Raw genomic sequence first — 14,987 nt, 5'->3', positions numbered from 1 at the left:
CGAGTGCGACACGGCGCCGGACCCGCGGGCGTCGAACCTGCCCGCCGTCGCACTCGGCCCCCGGTGGCCGGCCGCTCAGCGGTCCTCGGGGTCGCCCTCGTCGAAGCCCGTCCCGTCCGGGTCGGCCTCGTCGTCGGTCCAGCTCGCGGAGGAGACGGCGTCGTCGCCGACCGGTTCTCGGACCTCGACCGGCACGCTCGCGACGAGGGCCCGCAGCCCGGCGGCGTCGAGGAGGTCGGCCGGGGTGACGGTGCGGTCGTCGCGGACGTAGTGCAGCGCGGCCCGGACCCGCTCGACCGGGGTGTCGGTGAGCCCCGCCCACGCCAGCCGGTACGCCGCGAGCTGCACCGACAGCGCCGGCATCGCCTCGGGCCCCGGCGGCGCGCCGGTCTTCCAGTCGACGACGGTGGCGCCGCCGTCCGGGTCGGCGAACACCGCGTCGATGCGCCCCCGCACCAGCGTGCCCTCGACCTCGGTCTCGAACGGCACCTCCACCGCCACCGGCGTGCGGGTCGCCCAGCGGCTGGCCGTGAAGCGGTCCTGCAGCACCGCGAGGTCGGCGGCCGCCTCGGCGTCGGCGTCCGCGGCGTCGTCGGCCGCGCCCGGCAGCTCGTCGAACTCGAGCAGCTCGGTCCGGGCGAACCACCGCTCGACCCACGCGTGGAACTCGGTGCCGCGCCGCGCCCGCGGGTCGGGCGGACGCGGGACCGGACGGCGCAGGCGTCGGGCGAGCGCCTCCGGGTCGGCGGCGAGGTCGACGAGCTGGCTGACCGAGAGCTGCGGGGGCAGCAGCACCCGGGCGTGCCGCTCGCGGGCGGCCGCCCGCTCGGCGAGCAGGACGTCGACGTCGGAGGCCCAGCCGTCCGGGTCGGCCTCGTCCGCGGGCGGAGCCGCCGGCTGCTCCATGGCCGCGCGGACCAGGGCCGCGCCCTCCTCGACGGCCGCCCGGCGCTCCGCGAGCGGGTCGATCGGCCAGGCCTCGGCGCGCACGGTCTCCGCGAGCGGGTTGTCGGCGCCCTCCTCGGGCGGGTCGGCCCAGGTGTCGACGACCGCCCGCCCCGCGCCCGCCAGGTCCCCCACCTCCTGCAGGAACTCCGACGGCCCGCGCGGCGTGGACCCCGACTCCGGCCACCAGTGCCCGGACACCAGCAGCGTCCGCTCGGCCCGCGTGAGCGCGACGTAGAACAGCCGCCGTTCCTCGACCAGGCGCCGCTCGTCGAACTCCCGCTCGTGCCGGTCGAGGCGCTCGGTGAGGTCCTTGCGGTCGGCCACGCCGGCCACGTCGAGGGATGGCAGGTCGGGACGGTCGCCGCGCAGGTCGACCGGCAGCGAGGGGATCGTGGTCAGCCAGGACCCGCTGAGCTTCGGCCCCGGGAAGACCTTGGCGCACACGTGCGGCACGGCCACGACCTCCCACTCCAGCCCCTTCGCGGCGTGCACGGTGAGCACCTGGACGCGCGTCCCGCCGAGCGCGGGGTCGGCGCCGGCCGCGACGTCGACCTCGCCCGGGGTCAGCCCGTCCTCGGCCTCCTCCGCGGCGTCCAGGTAGGCGAGCAGGGCGGTCGGGGTGGCCGTCCCGCCGGAGGCCGCGGCGCCGCCCGAGAAGTCGGCGACGACGTCGGCGAACGCGTCCAGGTGCGCCCGGCCGGTGGCCCCCGGCCGGGAGACCGCCTCGACGTCGAGCAGCAGGGTCCGCTCGACGTCGGCCACCAGGTCGACCAACGGCGCCGTGACGCGGCGCCGGAGGCCGGCCAGCTCCCGGGCCAGGCGGGTGATCCGCTCGAGACCGGCGGGCGAGTACCGGGCGGACGGACCGGGGTCGTCGAGGGCGTCGACCAGGCCGGCGCGCTCGGCGTGCTCCCCGGGCAGGGCGTCGGCGATCGGGTCGGGGGCGGCGGCGGTGGGCAGGTCGGGCGGGGTGGGCGGCGCGGCCAGCTCCCGCGCCCGACGCCAGAGCGCGGCCAGGTCGGCCCCGCCGATGCGCCACCGCGCGCCGGTGAGCAGCCGGACGGCCGCTCCCCCGGCGAGCGGGTCGACCACGAGCCGCAGGGCGGAGACCAGGTCGCGCACCTCGGGCTCGTCGAGCAGCCCGCCGAGCCCGACCACCTCGACCGGCAGCCCCCGGGCCCGCAGCGCCCCCGCGATCTCGGTCATGTCGGCGCGCCGCCGGACGAGCACCGCACTGGTCGGGGCCGGCTCTCCGGCGTCCAGCGCGGCCCGCCAACGGTCGGCGATCCCGTCGGCGAGCCAGTCGCGCTCGGCGAGCACGTCGGGGTGCAGCGCGACCCGCAGGTCACCGGGGGCGGCGCCGGTGAACGCCCGCAGCTCCCCCACGCCGTCGAGGGCCTGCGGCTCACGCAGCGGCCCGACGACGCCGTTGGCGAGGTCGAGCACCTCGGGCGGGTTGCGGAAGCTCGTGAGCAGGCCGAAGCGCCGGGCCGCCACCCAGGCGCCGTCGGGGTCGGGCCGCGGGAAGTCGGTGACGAACCGCGGCAGGTTCGCCGCACTCGCGCCGCGCCAGCCGTAGATCGACTGGAACGGGTCGCCGACCGCGGTCACGGCCGTCGCCTCGTCCCCGGCGAACAGCGCCCGCAGCATGATCCGCTGGGCGTGCCCGGTGTCCTGGTACTCGTCGAGCAGCACCGCCCGGAACATGGACCGCTCCGCCTGCCCGACCTCGGGGTGCCCGTCGGCGAGCCGGGCGGCCGCCGCCATCTGGTCGGCGAAGTCCAGGCACCGCTCGGCCTGCTTGCGCGCGGCGAGCTCGGCCACCAGGGGCAGCAGGGCCACCCGGAACCGCTGCCGCTCCACGTACTTCGCCAGCTTCTGCGGCATCGCGGCGCGCTGCCCCTTCGCCGGCGGGGTCGACTCGATGACCCGGCACAGGAGCTCGGTGTGCTCCCGCAGCGCCGCCGGGTCGGCCAGGTGCTCGCCCAGCTCCCCGGCGAGCGCGAGCACGTACTGGGTCACCGTCGTCGGGATGAGCGGGGTGTCCAGGTCGCGCGCCCAGGACGACACCACCCGGTGGGCGAGCTGCCAGGACGCGGTCGGCGAGAGCAGCCGCGCGCCCGGATCGGTGGGCAGCCGCAGCCCGTGCTCGGCGAGCAGGCGCCCCGCGTAGGCGTGGTAGGTCGACACCGTCGGCTCGAGCGTGCGGACCAGCACCCGCCGCTCGCCGCTGGGGTCGATCTCGTCCAGCAGGTCGTCGGACGCGAGGCGTCGGAGCCGCTTGCGGATCCGGTCGGCGAGCTGCCCGGCCGCCTTGCGGGTGAAGGTCAGGCCCAGCACCTGGTCGGGCGTGACGATCCCGTTCGCGACCAGCCACACCACCCGGGCGGCCATCGTCTCGGTCTTGCCCGACCCCGCGCCCGCGGTCACCAGCGCCGACGCGAACGGCGCCGCGATGACCTCGGCCTGCTCGTCGGTGGGGCGCCGCAGGCCGAGCCGCTCGGAGAGCTCGACCGGGTCGATGAGCCCGGTCATCAGTCCGGTCACGGGACCTGCCTCCCCGACGAGTGCACCGGGCACGCGGTACGCACCGGGCAACGCGGGCAGGCGTCGTTCTCCTGCCCGACGAACCGCGGGCCGGCCGTGAGGCGGGCCGCGGTCGCGACCTGCTCGCGCCAGTGCTCGACGCCCTCGTCGTCGAGCGGCGGTTGCGCGCGGGACTTCGCCTCCCCGCCGTCGCGCTGCAGGTAGATCAGCCGGGCGCCGCCGGGGACCGACCGGGCGGGCGAGTCCGCCGGGCCGCCCAGCCGTTCGGTGAACGCTCCGAGCGCCACCGCCAGCTGGTAGACCGCGAGCTGCGGGTGCTCCAGGGCCGCCGGCGCGCTGACCGGTGTCTTGCCCGTCTTGACGTCGACGATCACGGGACGGCCGTGGTCGTCCACCTCGAGCCGGTCGACCCGGCCGCGGATGCCGACGCCGTCGGACAGGCGCGCCGAGACCGACTCCTCGACCGCCACCTCCGTGAGCTCCCGGCGCGACGCGTCCCGCCAGGACAGGAACGAGCGCAGCATCGAGCGGCAGTTCGCGAGCTCCCGCCGCGAGAACCACGGCGCCCCCGCGTCGACCGAGGCCCACGCGACGTCGAGCGCCTCGTCCAGCTCCCGCTCGCCGGCTCCCTCGGCGGCGCGCTGCACGAGGGCGTGCACCAGCGAGCCGGTCACCGACGCCAGGGAGTCCGAGTCGTCGCCGCCGTGCGCCTGCAGGGCCCAGCGCAGCGGGCAGGTGAGGATGGTCTCGACGGCGCTCGGGCTGACCGCGATCGGCGCCCCGGCCTCCCGCAGTGGATCCGTGGTGGACACGTCGAGCAGGCCGTACCACTCCTCGGGATCGGCGCCCGGGACGCCGGCCTCGGCCAGGCGGGCCAGGTGCGCGGCCGCGCGGGCCCGGCGGGCGGGATCGGTGTCGGCGTCGGTCACCGCGCGGCGCAGGTCGCCCACCAGCTCGGCGAGCACCAGCGACCGGCGGGGCCGGGAGCGCGGCCGCGGGGTGTCGTCGGTCGCGGCGGTGGGTGCGACGTCGTCGAGGAAGCGGGACGGCGTCACGTCCTCGGCCTCCACCGCCCCGACGTGCACCGAGCGCCGGGCCCGGGAGAGGGCGACCGCGAACAGCCGCCGCTCCTCGTCGAGCAGGGGCACCCGGGTGGACAGCGTCGGGTCGTCCGGCACCCCGGACAGGACGTCGATCATCCGCTCGACGCCGAGCAGGGTCCCGCGCCGCCGCAGGTCCGGCCACACCCCCTCCTGGACGTCCGGGACCACGACGACGTCCCACTCCCGCCCGCGGGCCGCGTGCGCCGTGAGGAGGGCGACCGCCTCGCCGTCGGGGGCCCGCGGCGCGAGCGAGTCGCTGCGGATCCGCTGCTCGTCGACCTGGGCGACGAACCCGGCCACGGTGCCGCCCGGGAGCTCCTCGGTGTAGCGCCCGGCGCGCTCGACGAGGGCCACGACGGCGTCGAGGTCGCGGTCGGCCTGGGCGCCCACCACCCCGCCGCGCTCGCTGACCGCGGCCCAGCGCCGCTGCAGCCCGCTCGCCGACCACACCGCCCACACCGCGTCGGGCACGCTCTGTCCCGCGCGGATGGCGTCGACCGCCGTGCTGAGCAGGCGCACGATCCGCCGCAGCGGGGCGACGTCGGTGTCGGGCAGCAGGGCGAGCCGGTCGGGCCGGCCGGCGAGGTGGTCCACCAGGACGTCGACGATCAGCTCGTCGCTCGACCGGCCCCGGTCGCCGCCCCTCGCCCGGGTCGAGCTCCGCTCCGCTGCGTCTCCCGCCCCCTCGTGCAGCCGCAACAGCCCGCGCCGCAGCCGGCGCAGCCCGAGCGGCTCGGCACCGCCCAGCGGGGACACCAGCAGGGCCAGGGCGGTGTCCGCGTCGAGGGCGTCCGCCGGTGGGGCGACCGCGGCCGCCGCGGCCGCGCGCAGCAGCGTGAGCAGCGGCGCGACCGCGGGCAGCGCCGCGAGCGGGGTGTCGTCGGCCGGCACCGCGAGGGGTACGCCCGCGGCGAGCAGGGCCCGGCGCAGCGGCGGCAGGGACAACGGCACCGAGCGCACGACCACCGCCAGCCGCGACCACGGGACCCCGTCGACCAGGTGCGCCCGCCGCAGCGTGTCGGCCACCCAGGCGGCCTGGTGGCCCGCCGTCGCGAAGACCGAGACGGTGGCCGCGCCGGAGTCCGGGTCCTCCCCCGGCGGGCCGGTCCGCGTGCGGGCCGGTCCGGTGCCGCGCAGCGGCTCGACGACCCGGGCGACCGCGTCGCGCACGGCCGGCGTGCCCCGGTGGTCGACGTGCAGCACCGCGGTGGACCGCCCGCCCGGGTCGGCGTCGCGCAGCAGCGTCGGGTCGGCGCCGCGGAAGCCCAGGACCGAGGAGTCCGGGTCGCCGGCCAGCACGTACCCGTCGGCGGTCGCGCCCAGGACGCGGGCGAGCTCGAGCTGCTGGGGGTCCATGTCGTGCGCGTCGTCGACCACGAGGTGCCGGACCGCGGCCCGCTCGGCCTCGAGGAGCCCGGGATCGTTCGCGAAGGCGTCGAGCACCGCCGCGACGAGCTCGGCGGCGTCCAGCGGCGGGGCGGAGGCCAGCGGGTTCGCCGAGCCGGCCGCGGCGCGCAGCAGCGTGACCTCCTCGTAGGTCTGGTAGAACCGCGCCGCGGCGACCCAGACCGCGACGTCGTGCTCCTTGCCCAGCGCCCGCAGCTCCCGCGGGCCGAGACCGCGTTCGGCGGCCCGCAGCAGCAGGTCGCGCACCTCCGCGGCGAAGGCGGGCGCCTCCAGGGCGGGTGCCAACCGGGCGGGCCACCCGGAGCCGCGCCCGGCTCCCTCGGCCTCCCCGGCCAGCAGGTCACGCACCATCGCGTCCTGCTGCGCGCCCGGCAGCAGCCGCGGGGGCGCCTGGTCCTGCCGGGCCGCGTGCCGGCGCAGCACCGCGAACGCGTAGGAGTGCACGCTGCGGACCAGCGGTTCGCGCGCGGCCGTCAGCCCCGCTCCGGCCTCGCCCGCCAGCACCCGCCGTCGGGCCGAGATGCGCTCGCGGAGCGCGGCCGCCGACCGCCGGTCGCCCACCAGGACGAGCGACGCCGCGTCGGGATCGGCATGGAGCAGGCGCGCCACGCGCTCCGCGAGCAGCGTGGTCTTCCCCGTGCCCGGACCGCCGAGCACGCGCAGGAAGCCGGAGCGGTGCTCGAGGACCCGCCGCGACCCGTCGTCGAGCAGCAGATCCGCGGGCAGCCGCGTGGCTGCCCGCAGCAGCCTCGGAGCCGACTCGACCGTCATGCCCCCGAGGGAACCACGGCCCCCCGACAGTCACCGGCGCGGGAGGGCCCCCGTCGACCAGAGCGCCACCGCGATCGGCACCGGCTGCGCGAACAGCCGCAGGAACCGCGCCCGGTCGGAGTTCAGGCCCAGCCCGTCGCGGTGGTGGCGCCACTGGGCGATGTTGCCGGGGAAGACGGCGGCGAAGAACAGCGCGGCGAGCCGGCCGATGCGCACCTTCTCCCCCGGGAGGGCGGCCAGCGCGGTCCCCAGCGCCACCTCGGTGCACCCCGAGATGACGACCGTGTCGTCCACGTCGATCGGCACCCAGGGCGGCACCTGCGCGCGGAACCCCTCGCGGGCCACCGTGAGGTGGGAGAGCCCGGCACCGACGAGGAAGGTGCCGAGCCCGACGCGGGCGAGGTCCTGCAGGGGCGTGGTGGACGAGGCCGGCGAGGTCATGGCCGCCGAGTGCCCCGGACCGACCGCGGCGCACACTCCGGTCCGTGGACGAGGCTCGTCACGAACGCATCCGGGAGATCGTCGCGTCGATCCCGGAGGGCACCTGGTGCAGCTACGGCGACGTCGCGGCGGCGGCCGGTGAACGCTCCGCCCGCGTGGTCGGGACGGTGCTGTCCACCGACGGCGCCGACCTGCCCTGGCACCGCGTGCTGCGCACCTCCGGGACCCCGGCCCCGCACATCGCGGTCGAGCAGATCCGCCGGCTCACCGCCGAGGGCGTGCTGGTGGTCGACGCGAAGGCGGCGAAGGGGCAGCGGCACGTGTTCGGGTGAGGCTCAGTCCACCGGCTCCGACGGCGCCGGACGGACCAGTTCCAGCGTCCACGTGGCCACACCGATCAGGGCGACGACCGCGCCCAGCGCGCACACGCCCGCCCATCCCACCGTCGCGTAGAGCCCGGAGGTCAGCGCCGAGGCGATCCCGCCGCCGATGAACGCCGAGACCAGGAACGCGCTGGTCACGCGACTGCGGGCCCGGGGGTGGCGGTGGTAGATCGCGTGCTGGTGGCTGATCTGGAGGAGCTGCTGGGCGAGGTCGAGCACGACGATCCCGGCGAGCAGCGCGACCAGCGACCCGCCGCCGAGCGCCAGCAGCCCCCAGCTCGCGAGGAGCAGGCCGAGCCCGACGGTGACCGTCCGCCGGCCGTGCCCGCGGTCCGCGAAGCGCCCCGCCCAGATCGCCGCGAGCGCACCGGCCAGGCCCGCGAGCCCGAACAGGCCGATCACCCCCGACCCGTAGGAGTACGGCGGGCCCGCCAGCAGGAACGACAGCGAGGTCCACAGGATCGTGAAGCACCCGAAGCCGACCCCGCCGAGCAGCATCCGCCGTCGCACCAGGGCGTCGTGGCGCACGATCGACCCGACCGACGCCAGCAGCGAGGGGTACGGCGCCGACGCCGCCACCGGCACCCTCGGCAGCGCGAGCCGGACCAGCCCGGCCAGCACCACCATCACGACGGCGGCCAGCACGAACACCAGCCGCCAGCCACCGATCTCGGCCACCAGCCCCGCGACGGTGCGCGCGAGCAGGATGCCGACGAGCAGCCCGCTCATCACGGTGCCGACCACCGAGCCGCGTTTCTCGTCCGAGGCCAGCGAGGCCGCCATCGGCACCACGATCTGCGCCACCGCGGAGGTGACCGCGACGACCGCCACGGCCGCCAGCAGCACCCCGAACGACGGCGCCGCCGCCGCACCCACCAGCAGGACCCCGGTGACGGCGAGCAGCCCGCTCACCAGCCCGCGCCGCTCCAGGATGTCCCCCGCCGGCACGAGCAGCGCCAACGCCAGCGCGTAGCCGATCTGCGAGGCGGTGACCAGGTAGCCCGCGGTGCCCTCACCGACGCCGAAGGCCTGCGCGACGACGGGCAGCAGCGGCTGGGCGTAGTAGATGTTCGCCACCGCCGCGCCGCACACCACGGCGAGCAGCAGGACCGTCGGGCGGCCGAGGTGGGTGGGCGGGGCCTCCGCCTGGGCGCTCATCGTGAGCCACCCTAAGCACCGGCGACGACGGGTCGCGCGCGATCGCGTGACACGTCACCGGTGCTGGCGGCGGCTTCCCCCGTGCCAGTCCTCGACGAGCCCGACCTCCCCCGGCGCCACCCCGAACGCGGGGAGCTGCGGGCGTTCCCGCAGGCTGCGCTTGAGCTCGGTGAACCCGGGGAAGCTCGCGAGGCCCACCACGTGGTCCCACAGCTCTTCGGCCTGCTCCTCGGCCGGCCTACGGCTGATCACCGGCCCGAAGAAGGCGAGCCCGTCGGGGGGCGCGATCTGCATCAGGGGCGTGCCGACGTCCTTCCCGACCAGCTCGAGCGCCTCGTCGGTCTCGGCCTGGATCGTCGCGTCGTGCCGGGTGTCCTCGAGGGCGCCAGCCAGGTCCGTCGGCAGCCCCGCCCGCTCGAGCACCGGCGTCACGAAGTCGCGCGTTCCGCGGTGTTCCCGCTCGCTCGAGTGCTCCGGCACCTCGCCCTGCTCGAACACGGCCTCCCCGAGCACCTCGTAGAACCGGCCGACCGCCTCGTCACCGTGGCCCTCGCGCACGGCGGCGCACACCCGCAGCAGCTGGAGACCCGCGGTGTGCCCGGCCTCGTACTCTGGGGGGAACTGCGCGTCGTAGTCGACGTGGGCGTTGAGCAGCCGCAGCGAGATGAACTGCCACTGCACCGCCAGGTCCCGACGACGGGCCACGGTGCGGACCCAGCCGCTGGTCAGCCAGCAGTAGGGGCAGACGGGGTCGAACCAGTACCGGACGTCGGGGGTGCTCATGTCAGGGGTGTACCCCGGGCGCCCGACGGTGCGGCGATTGTGACGTCCAGTGTCAGCATGGCCGCACTGCTGACACTCAGCGCGACCCGTACACCCCCAGGTGCCGCTGCGCGACCTCGTCCCACGAGTGCGTCGCGGCCAGCGCCCGACCCACGGCGGCGCGGGCCGGGTCGGCCGGGTCGTCGCCGGCGAGGGCCGCGGTCAGCTCCGCGGCGATCCCGTCGGCGTCGCCCGCGAAGCGCGCCGCCCCGGCGAAGACCTCGCGGAGCACCGGCAGGTCCCGGGTCACCAGCGGCACGCCCGCGGCGAGTGCCTCCATCGCGGCGAGCCCGAACCCCTCCTTCGTCGAGGGGAACGCGAAGACGGACGCGCCGGCCACGAGCCCGGGGAGCTCGTCGTCGGGAACGGGTCCGAGGACGACCGGCTCCACGCCCAGCGAGTCCGCGAGCGCGAACACCTCGTCCCGGTAGGGGCGGTAGTCGAAGAGGGTGTCGCCCCCGGCGACCATCAGCGGCGCGTCCACCGAGGCCATCGCCCGCACCAGGTCGAGCGTGCCCTTGCGCGGCTCGATCCCGCCGACCGCCAGCACGTACCGCCCGAACCGCTCCCGCCACGGCGTCGGGTCGGCCGCCGCGAAGCGCGCGGCGTCCACCCCGTTCCCGACGACGGGTGCGGTCCGGTCCCAGCCCGCGGCCACCTCCGCGGCGACCGCGGACGACACGCACAGCAGCCGGGCCGGCTCGACGAGGGCGCGCTCGTGGCAGGCCGCCAGCGACGGCGTCGTGAACGTGTCGAGGTGGTGGACGGTGCGGTGCAGCGTGTCGTAGCCGTGCGCCGCGCCCTCGGCGTTCGCGGTGAGACAGTCCTGCGCGTGCCGCACGTCGGCGGGGCCTGCATCCCGCAGGGCCTCGGCGAGGAGGGCGATCGAGCGCAGGATGCGGTCGCCGACGGACTCGCCGTCGAGCTCGGGCACCTCGACCAACCGGATCGGCACGGTCACGTCGCGGAAGAACGCCGTGTCGCCACCGCGGGCCAGCGCCCACACCTCGACGTCGTGCCCGGCCCGCGCGAGCGCCTCGGCCAGCGCCAGCGTGTGCACGACCCCGCCCCTCGGCCTGGTCGAGTAGGTGGAGAGCCGGATCCTCACGAGTAGGCCCCGGGCCGGCGCTCCTCGAGGTGGTGCAGCACCGCGCGGGCGGCGTCGACCATCGCGCACGGGTCGACCTCGGCGACCGCGAGACCGCCCTTGGACCAGGTGCGCGCCAGGATCTCCCCGCCCGGGCCCACGACCTTCGCCCGCCCGAGGAAGTGCAGCGCCCCCGACCGGCCGCTCTGGTTCGCCGAGAGCCACAGCACCTGGTTCTCGGCGGCGCGCGACTGGTCGTAGAGGTCGAACAGCCGGGCCTGCCGGTCCTGGGCCATCCGCGGGGCCCGGTTGGTCAGCGAGGTCGGCCAGGCCGACAGGCAGGCGATCGTCGTGGCCCCGTCGAGCGCCAGCGCCCGGGCCGACTCCGGGAAGGTCTTGTCGTGGTCGATCAGCATCCCGAGCCGCCCGACCGGGGTGTCGAACGCGGTGAACCCGCACCCCGGCGTGAAGAGCTTCGCGACCCCCGCCGGGTGGTGGACCTTCCGGTGACGCCCGAGGATCCCGTCCCCGCACAGCGCCACCGCGGCGTTGTAGAGCTCGCCGCCCGGACCCCTCTCGCAGTACCCGAGGCAGACCACCATCTCCTCGGCCAGCGCGATCACCGACCGGACCGCGTCGCCGTTGGGCTCCAGCGCGGGCGGGAGGTCGACGGCGGCGGGGTCGTCGGGCCGCAGGTCCGTCAGGTACCCGCCCAGGGCACCGTCGGGAAGGGCCAGCAGCTTCACCCCGGCGTCGCGCGCGTGGGAGACGACGACGCCGATCCGCTCCAGGTCGAAGTCCAGGTCGCGGGTGAAGTGCGCCGCTGCGGCGGCGATCCGGAAGGGCGGGCGGGTCGGCGGGGTCACGGCGACGGCTCTAGGCCGGGACGGCGGCGTAGCTCGCCTGGCGCCGGTCGCGCAGGTGGCCCATGAAGCGGCGAGCGGAGTCCACCGCCTCGTCGACGTCGATGGAGGCGACCGCGAGGCCGGCCTCGGTCCCGGTCGTCGCGAGGACCTCGCCGCCCGGGTCCACGATCTTCGCGCTGGCGACCAGCCGCATGCTGCCGTACTCCCCGGCCTGGTTGGCCGAGACCCAGACGATCTGGTTCTCCAGCGCGCGGGCGCGGTCGAACAGGTCGAAGCGGCGGGTCCAGCGGTCGTCGGCGAGCACGGGCGCCTGGTTGGTCCGCGAGGCGGGCCACGCCGACATGCACACCACGACCCGGGCCCCGTCGTCCGCCAGCGCCCGCGCGGCCTCCGGGAACGCCTTGTCGTAACAGATCATCATGCCCATCCGCCCGACCGGGGAGTCGAACGCGGCGAACCGGTCCCCCGCGGCGTAGGAGTTGTTCTCGTTGAGCGGCTGGTGCACCTTGCGGTGCCGCCCGAGGACGCCGTCGCCGGTCACCGCGACGCAGCTGTTGTAGGGCCGCCCACCGGATGCCGCGTCCCCGCGCTCGCAGTAGCCGGCCGTGATGACCATGTCCCCGGCCAGGTCGATCAGCCGCGCGATCTCCGGGCCGTCGCCGTCGAGCCGCGGGGGCTCGTCGTCGTGGTCGCCGTGCAGGGAGGACAGGTAGCCCCCGAGGGCGGCCTCGGGCAGCGCGAGCAGCTGCGCGCCCGCCTCCCGGGCGCGGGCGACCAGCTTCTCGACGCGCCGGAAGTCCTCGTCGAGGTCGCGCACGAAGCCCTCGGCGGCGGCGGCGAAGGTGGTGGTCATCGGTCGGTCCTCTCAGTGGCCGTCCCCAGTCCGGTGACGGGTCCGGCGACGGCGGTCGTGGTCTCCCCGTCGGGCCAGCGCAGGGCCACCCCGGCGGAGTCGGTCAACTCCCCGCAGCCCTTCCCGACGGCGGGTCCGGCGGCCGGGAGCGGTGCTCCCGGCTCGTCGGTCGTGAGCAGGGCGAAGCCCGGGAAGCAGGTGAACCAGTCGGCCACGCCCACCCCGGCGGGACGGGGCACGGCGGCGACGTCGAGGACGGCGCCGGTGCCGCTCGCCTCGGCGAGCATCCCGAGGGTCCCGACGAGGCCGGCCATGCTGACGTCCTTCGCGGCGGCCGGGCGGTACGCGGCGTCGGGGCCGATCGCGCCGACCATCGCGCGGAGGTCCTCCGGGCGGCGCCGTGACGTGGTGTCGAACTGGCGGCCGGTGTAGCCGGGGCGCCAGGCTCCGTCGAGGTCGGCGGTGAGCCGCACGCGGTGCCCGGCCCGGCCGCCACCGGCGGGGACCGGTGTCGGCGTGCTGCCGAGCGCGGTGACGGCCAGCGAGGCGGGGACGTCGACCGTGGTGTGCCCACCGAGCACCGGGACGCCGTAGGCCGCAGCAGCCGCACGGAGTCCGTGCAGCACGCGTCCGACGGCCGCGGCGTCCCGGCCCCCGACCGCGTCCAGGAGCCCGACGGGCCGCGCACCCATGGCCGCGAGGTCGTTGACGTTGACGAGGACGCCGCACCAGCCGGCCCACTCCGGGTCGCGCTCGACCATCGCGGGCAGGATCGCGTCGCAGGCGGCGACGACGTCGCTACCGGGCACCGGTGCCCCGTCGTCCCCGACGAAACCGGCCGGGGCCATCCCCGCGACCAGGTCGCCGAGCGGGGCCTTCGTCGCGTCGACGAGGCGCTGGATGCGGTCCATCGGGCGGCGCATGCGCACGTGGTCGACCCCGCCGACGGTGCGGGACGGCGCGACCGTCTCCCAGCCCAGCCGCGTGAACAGCCGGGCGTTGGGGGCCTGGACGTCCGCCTCGAACCGCAGCACCCCGGCGGCCTCGGCCCGGGCCACCGCGGCGCGCACGAGGGTGGCGCCGACCCGGACCCCGGCCCGACGGCGGCCGTCGACGGCGACCGCGAGCCGGCTGCCGGTCCACCAGCCGAGGTCGGGCTCGCCCGGCCGGGCGGGGCCGAGCCGCACGCCGCCGAGGGCGGTGCCGTCGGGGTCGCGGGCGACGAGCACGACCGCTCGGGGGTCGGTGTCGACGTCGTCGAGGTCGTCGCGGTCGAACACCCGCTGCTCGTCGACGAACACGGCGCGGCGCAGGGCGCGGTGCGCCACGACGTCGGGGTGGGTCGCGTCGGCCGCCGGGGCCTCGGTGATCGTGACGTCGCGGCCCGCGGGCCGGCGGACGAGGCCGCCGAGGATCTCCTCGGCGGTGGCGAGGTCGAGGGCCGAGTGGACGGGGAACGGCCCGTCGAGGACGGTCACGGGTCAGCCTCCGGCCGCGGAGAGGGCCGAGCACGCGCCGCAGGCGGCGCACCCGGCGGCCTGGTCCGCGCCGCGCATCCCGGCGGCGCGCAGGTGCGCGGCGACGCGGGCCGTGACGTCGGCGAGGACGGTGGGGTCGGGCGCGGGGTCGCCGTCGGCGAAGGCCAACGTCCCCGGGATCGGGCGGTAGGGGACGACGAACGGGTACACCCCGGCGTCGATCAGCTCGGCCGCCCCGGCGACCAGCTCGTCGGGGTCCTCGCCGAGCCCGATGATCAGATAGGTCGAGACCGCGTTCCGGCCGAAGAGGCGCACGCTCTCCCGCCAGGCGGTCCAGTACTGCTCGAGGGGCACCGTGGCCTTGCCCGGCATCCACCGACGGCGGACGGCGTCGTCGAGGGACTCGACGTGGATGCCGATCGCGTCCGCGCCGGCGTCCTTCAGCGCCCGCAGGGCGGCGAGGTCGTCCGGCGCGGGCGGCTCGCACTGCACCTGCACCGGCAGGTCGGGCACGGCCGCGCGGACGGCCGCGGTGCAGCGGGCCAGGTGGCGCGCGCCGCGGTCACGCCCGTTGGACGTACCCGTCGTCATGACCATCTGCCGGACGCCGTCGAGCCGGACCGCGGCCTCGGCGACCTCGGCGAGCTGCGCCGGCGTCTTGACCGCGGTGGTGGCCCCGCTGCGCAGCGACTGCTCGATGGCGCAGAAGCGGCAGCGGTCGGTCTCCCCGTAGCGCACGCAGGTCTGCACGACGGTCGTCGCGAGCACGTCGTTGCCGTGCAGGCGGGCGATCTGCTCGTAGCGGACGCCGTCGGGGGTCACGAGGTCGTAGAAGGCGGGGCGGGCGACGGTGTCGACCTCCACGCCGAGGTCGGTGACGCCGCCGTCGGGACCGGTCCGGACGAGCCGGCCGTCGCGCAGGCGGAACGGGCTCGCGGGGTTGATCGGGAGGGTCGTCCTGAGACCGTCGACGAGCAGGTGCCCGTCGTCGGAGGGCCCCGCGCCGCCCGGACGGCGCAGCGGGATGGTGGCGCCGAGATCGACCGCGACACCGCGGACGGCCACTTCGGAACGGACGTCGAGACCGGAACGGGATTCGGCGGGGGCGGACAACGCGGGACCT

At 76.9% G+C, this 14,987-nt stretch carries 11 protein-coding genes; 1 reads left to right on the top strand and 10 read right to left on the bottom strand.

Going from position 1 to position 14,987, the window contains the following annotated elements; all coding sequences use genetic code 11:
* Positions 1 to 75: 75 nt before the first annotated feature.
* Genes WCD74_RS07420 through WCD74_RS07410 form a run of 3 tightly spaced genes read right to left on the bottom strand, consistent with a single transcriptional unit; the run spans position 76 to position 7,217 of the window.
* Positions 76 to 3,483 carry an ATP-dependent helicase gene (locus WCD74_RS07420; protein ID WP_337694273.1) on the bottom strand — a complete coding sequence of 1,136 codons (3,408 nt, stop codon included), beginning with the start codon at positions 3,481 to 3,483 and terminating at the stop codon, positions 76 to 78.
* A gap of 8 nt (positions 3,484 to 3,491) precedes the next feature.
* Positions 3,492 to 6,776, bottom strand: a complete 3,285-nt coding sequence (locus WCD74_RS07415) for an ATP-dependent helicase (protein ID WP_337694183.1) — start codon at positions 6,774 to 6,776, stop codon at positions 3,492 to 3,494.
* 30 nt (positions 6,777 to 6,806) lie between these two features.
* Positions 6,807 to 7,217, bottom strand: coding sequence for a DoxX family protein (locus WCD74_RS07410; RefSeq protein WP_337694182.1), 411 nt, complete (start codon positions 7,215 to 7,217; stop codon positions 6,807 to 6,809).
* A 44-nt stretch (positions 7,218 to 7,261) separates the two neighbouring features.
* On the opposite strand from WCD74_RS07410, the gene WCD74_RS07405 reads away from it, so the two are divergent.
* The gene (locus WCD74_RS07405; RefSeq protein ID WP_337694181.1) at positions 7,262 to 7,549 is read left to right on the top strand and encodes an MGMT family protein; all 288 of its coding nucleotides are present in this window, start codon (positions 7,262 to 7,264) and stop codon (positions 7,547 to 7,549) included.
* Positions 7,550 to 7,552: 3 nt separating this feature from the next.
* Here WCD74_RS07405 and WCD74_RS07400 read toward each other — a convergent pair whose 3' ends face one another.
* The 7 genes from WCD74_RS07400 to WCD74_RS07370 all read right to left on the bottom strand — a co-directional run bounded on the left by WCD74_RS07400 (position 7,553) and on the right by WCD74_RS07370 (position 14,929).
* Positions 7,553 to 8,758, bottom strand: a complete 1,206-nt coding sequence (locus tag WCD74_RS07400; RefSeq protein WP_337694180.1) for an MFS transporter — start codon at positions 8,756 to 8,758, stop codon at positions 7,553 to 7,555.
* 54 nt (positions 8,759 to 8,812) lie between these two features.
* Positions 8,813 to 9,541: a mycothiol-dependent nitroreductase Rv2466c family protein gene (locus WCD74_RS07395; protein ID WP_337694179.1), complete on the bottom strand. Its 729-nt coding sequence runs from the start codon at positions 9,539 to 9,541 to the stop codon at positions 8,813 to 8,815.
* 76 nt (positions 9,542 to 9,617) lie between these two features.
* Positions 9,618 to 10,688 carry an MSMEG_0565 family glycosyltransferase gene (locus tag WCD74_RS07390; protein WP_337694178.1) on the bottom strand — a complete coding sequence of 357 codons (1,071 nt, stop codon included), beginning with the start codon at positions 10,686 to 10,688 and terminating at the stop codon, positions 9,618 to 9,620.
* Positions 10,685 to 11,533 (bottom strand): carbon-nitrogen hydrolase family protein, encoded by an 849-nt coding sequence (locus tag WCD74_RS07385; RefSeq protein WP_337694177.1) that lies wholly within the window; start codon positions 11,531 to 11,533, stop codon positions 10,685 to 10,687. Before WCD74_RS07385 ends, WCD74_RS07390 begins: the two co-directional genes overlap by 4 nt.
* Before the next feature lie 10 nt (positions 11,534 to 11,543).
* On the bottom strand, positions 11,544 to 12,386 hold the full coding sequence (locus WCD74_RS07380; RefSeq protein WP_337694176.1) for a carbon-nitrogen hydrolase family protein: 843 nt from the start codon (positions 12,384 to 12,386) through the stop codon (positions 11,544 to 11,546).
* Positions 12,383 to 13,864 (bottom strand): MSMEG_0567/sll0787 family protein, encoded by a 1,482-nt coding sequence (locus tag WCD74_RS07375; RefSeq protein WP_337694175.1) that lies wholly within the window; start codon positions 13,862 to 13,864, stop codon positions 12,383 to 12,385. Before WCD74_RS07375 ends, WCD74_RS07380 begins: the two co-directional genes overlap by 4 nt.
* Before the next feature lie 3 nt (positions 13,865 to 13,867).
* A complete protein-coding gene (locus WCD74_RS07370; RefSeq protein ID WP_337694174.1) occupies positions 13,868 to 14,929 on the bottom strand; it encodes an MSMEG_0568 family radical SAM protein in 1,062 nt (353 codons plus the stop codon).
* Positions 14,930 to 14,987 lie beyond the last annotated feature (58 nt).

It is taken from the genome of Actinomycetospora aurantiaca (assembly GCF_037401875.1).
Lineage (GTDB): Bacteria > Actinomycetota > Actinomycetes > Mycobacteriales > Pseudonocardiaceae > Actinomycetospora > Actinomycetospora aurantiaca.
Note: the sequence above shows the minus strand (reverse complement) of the source record. Positions and strands in the feature narration are given on the sequence as shown.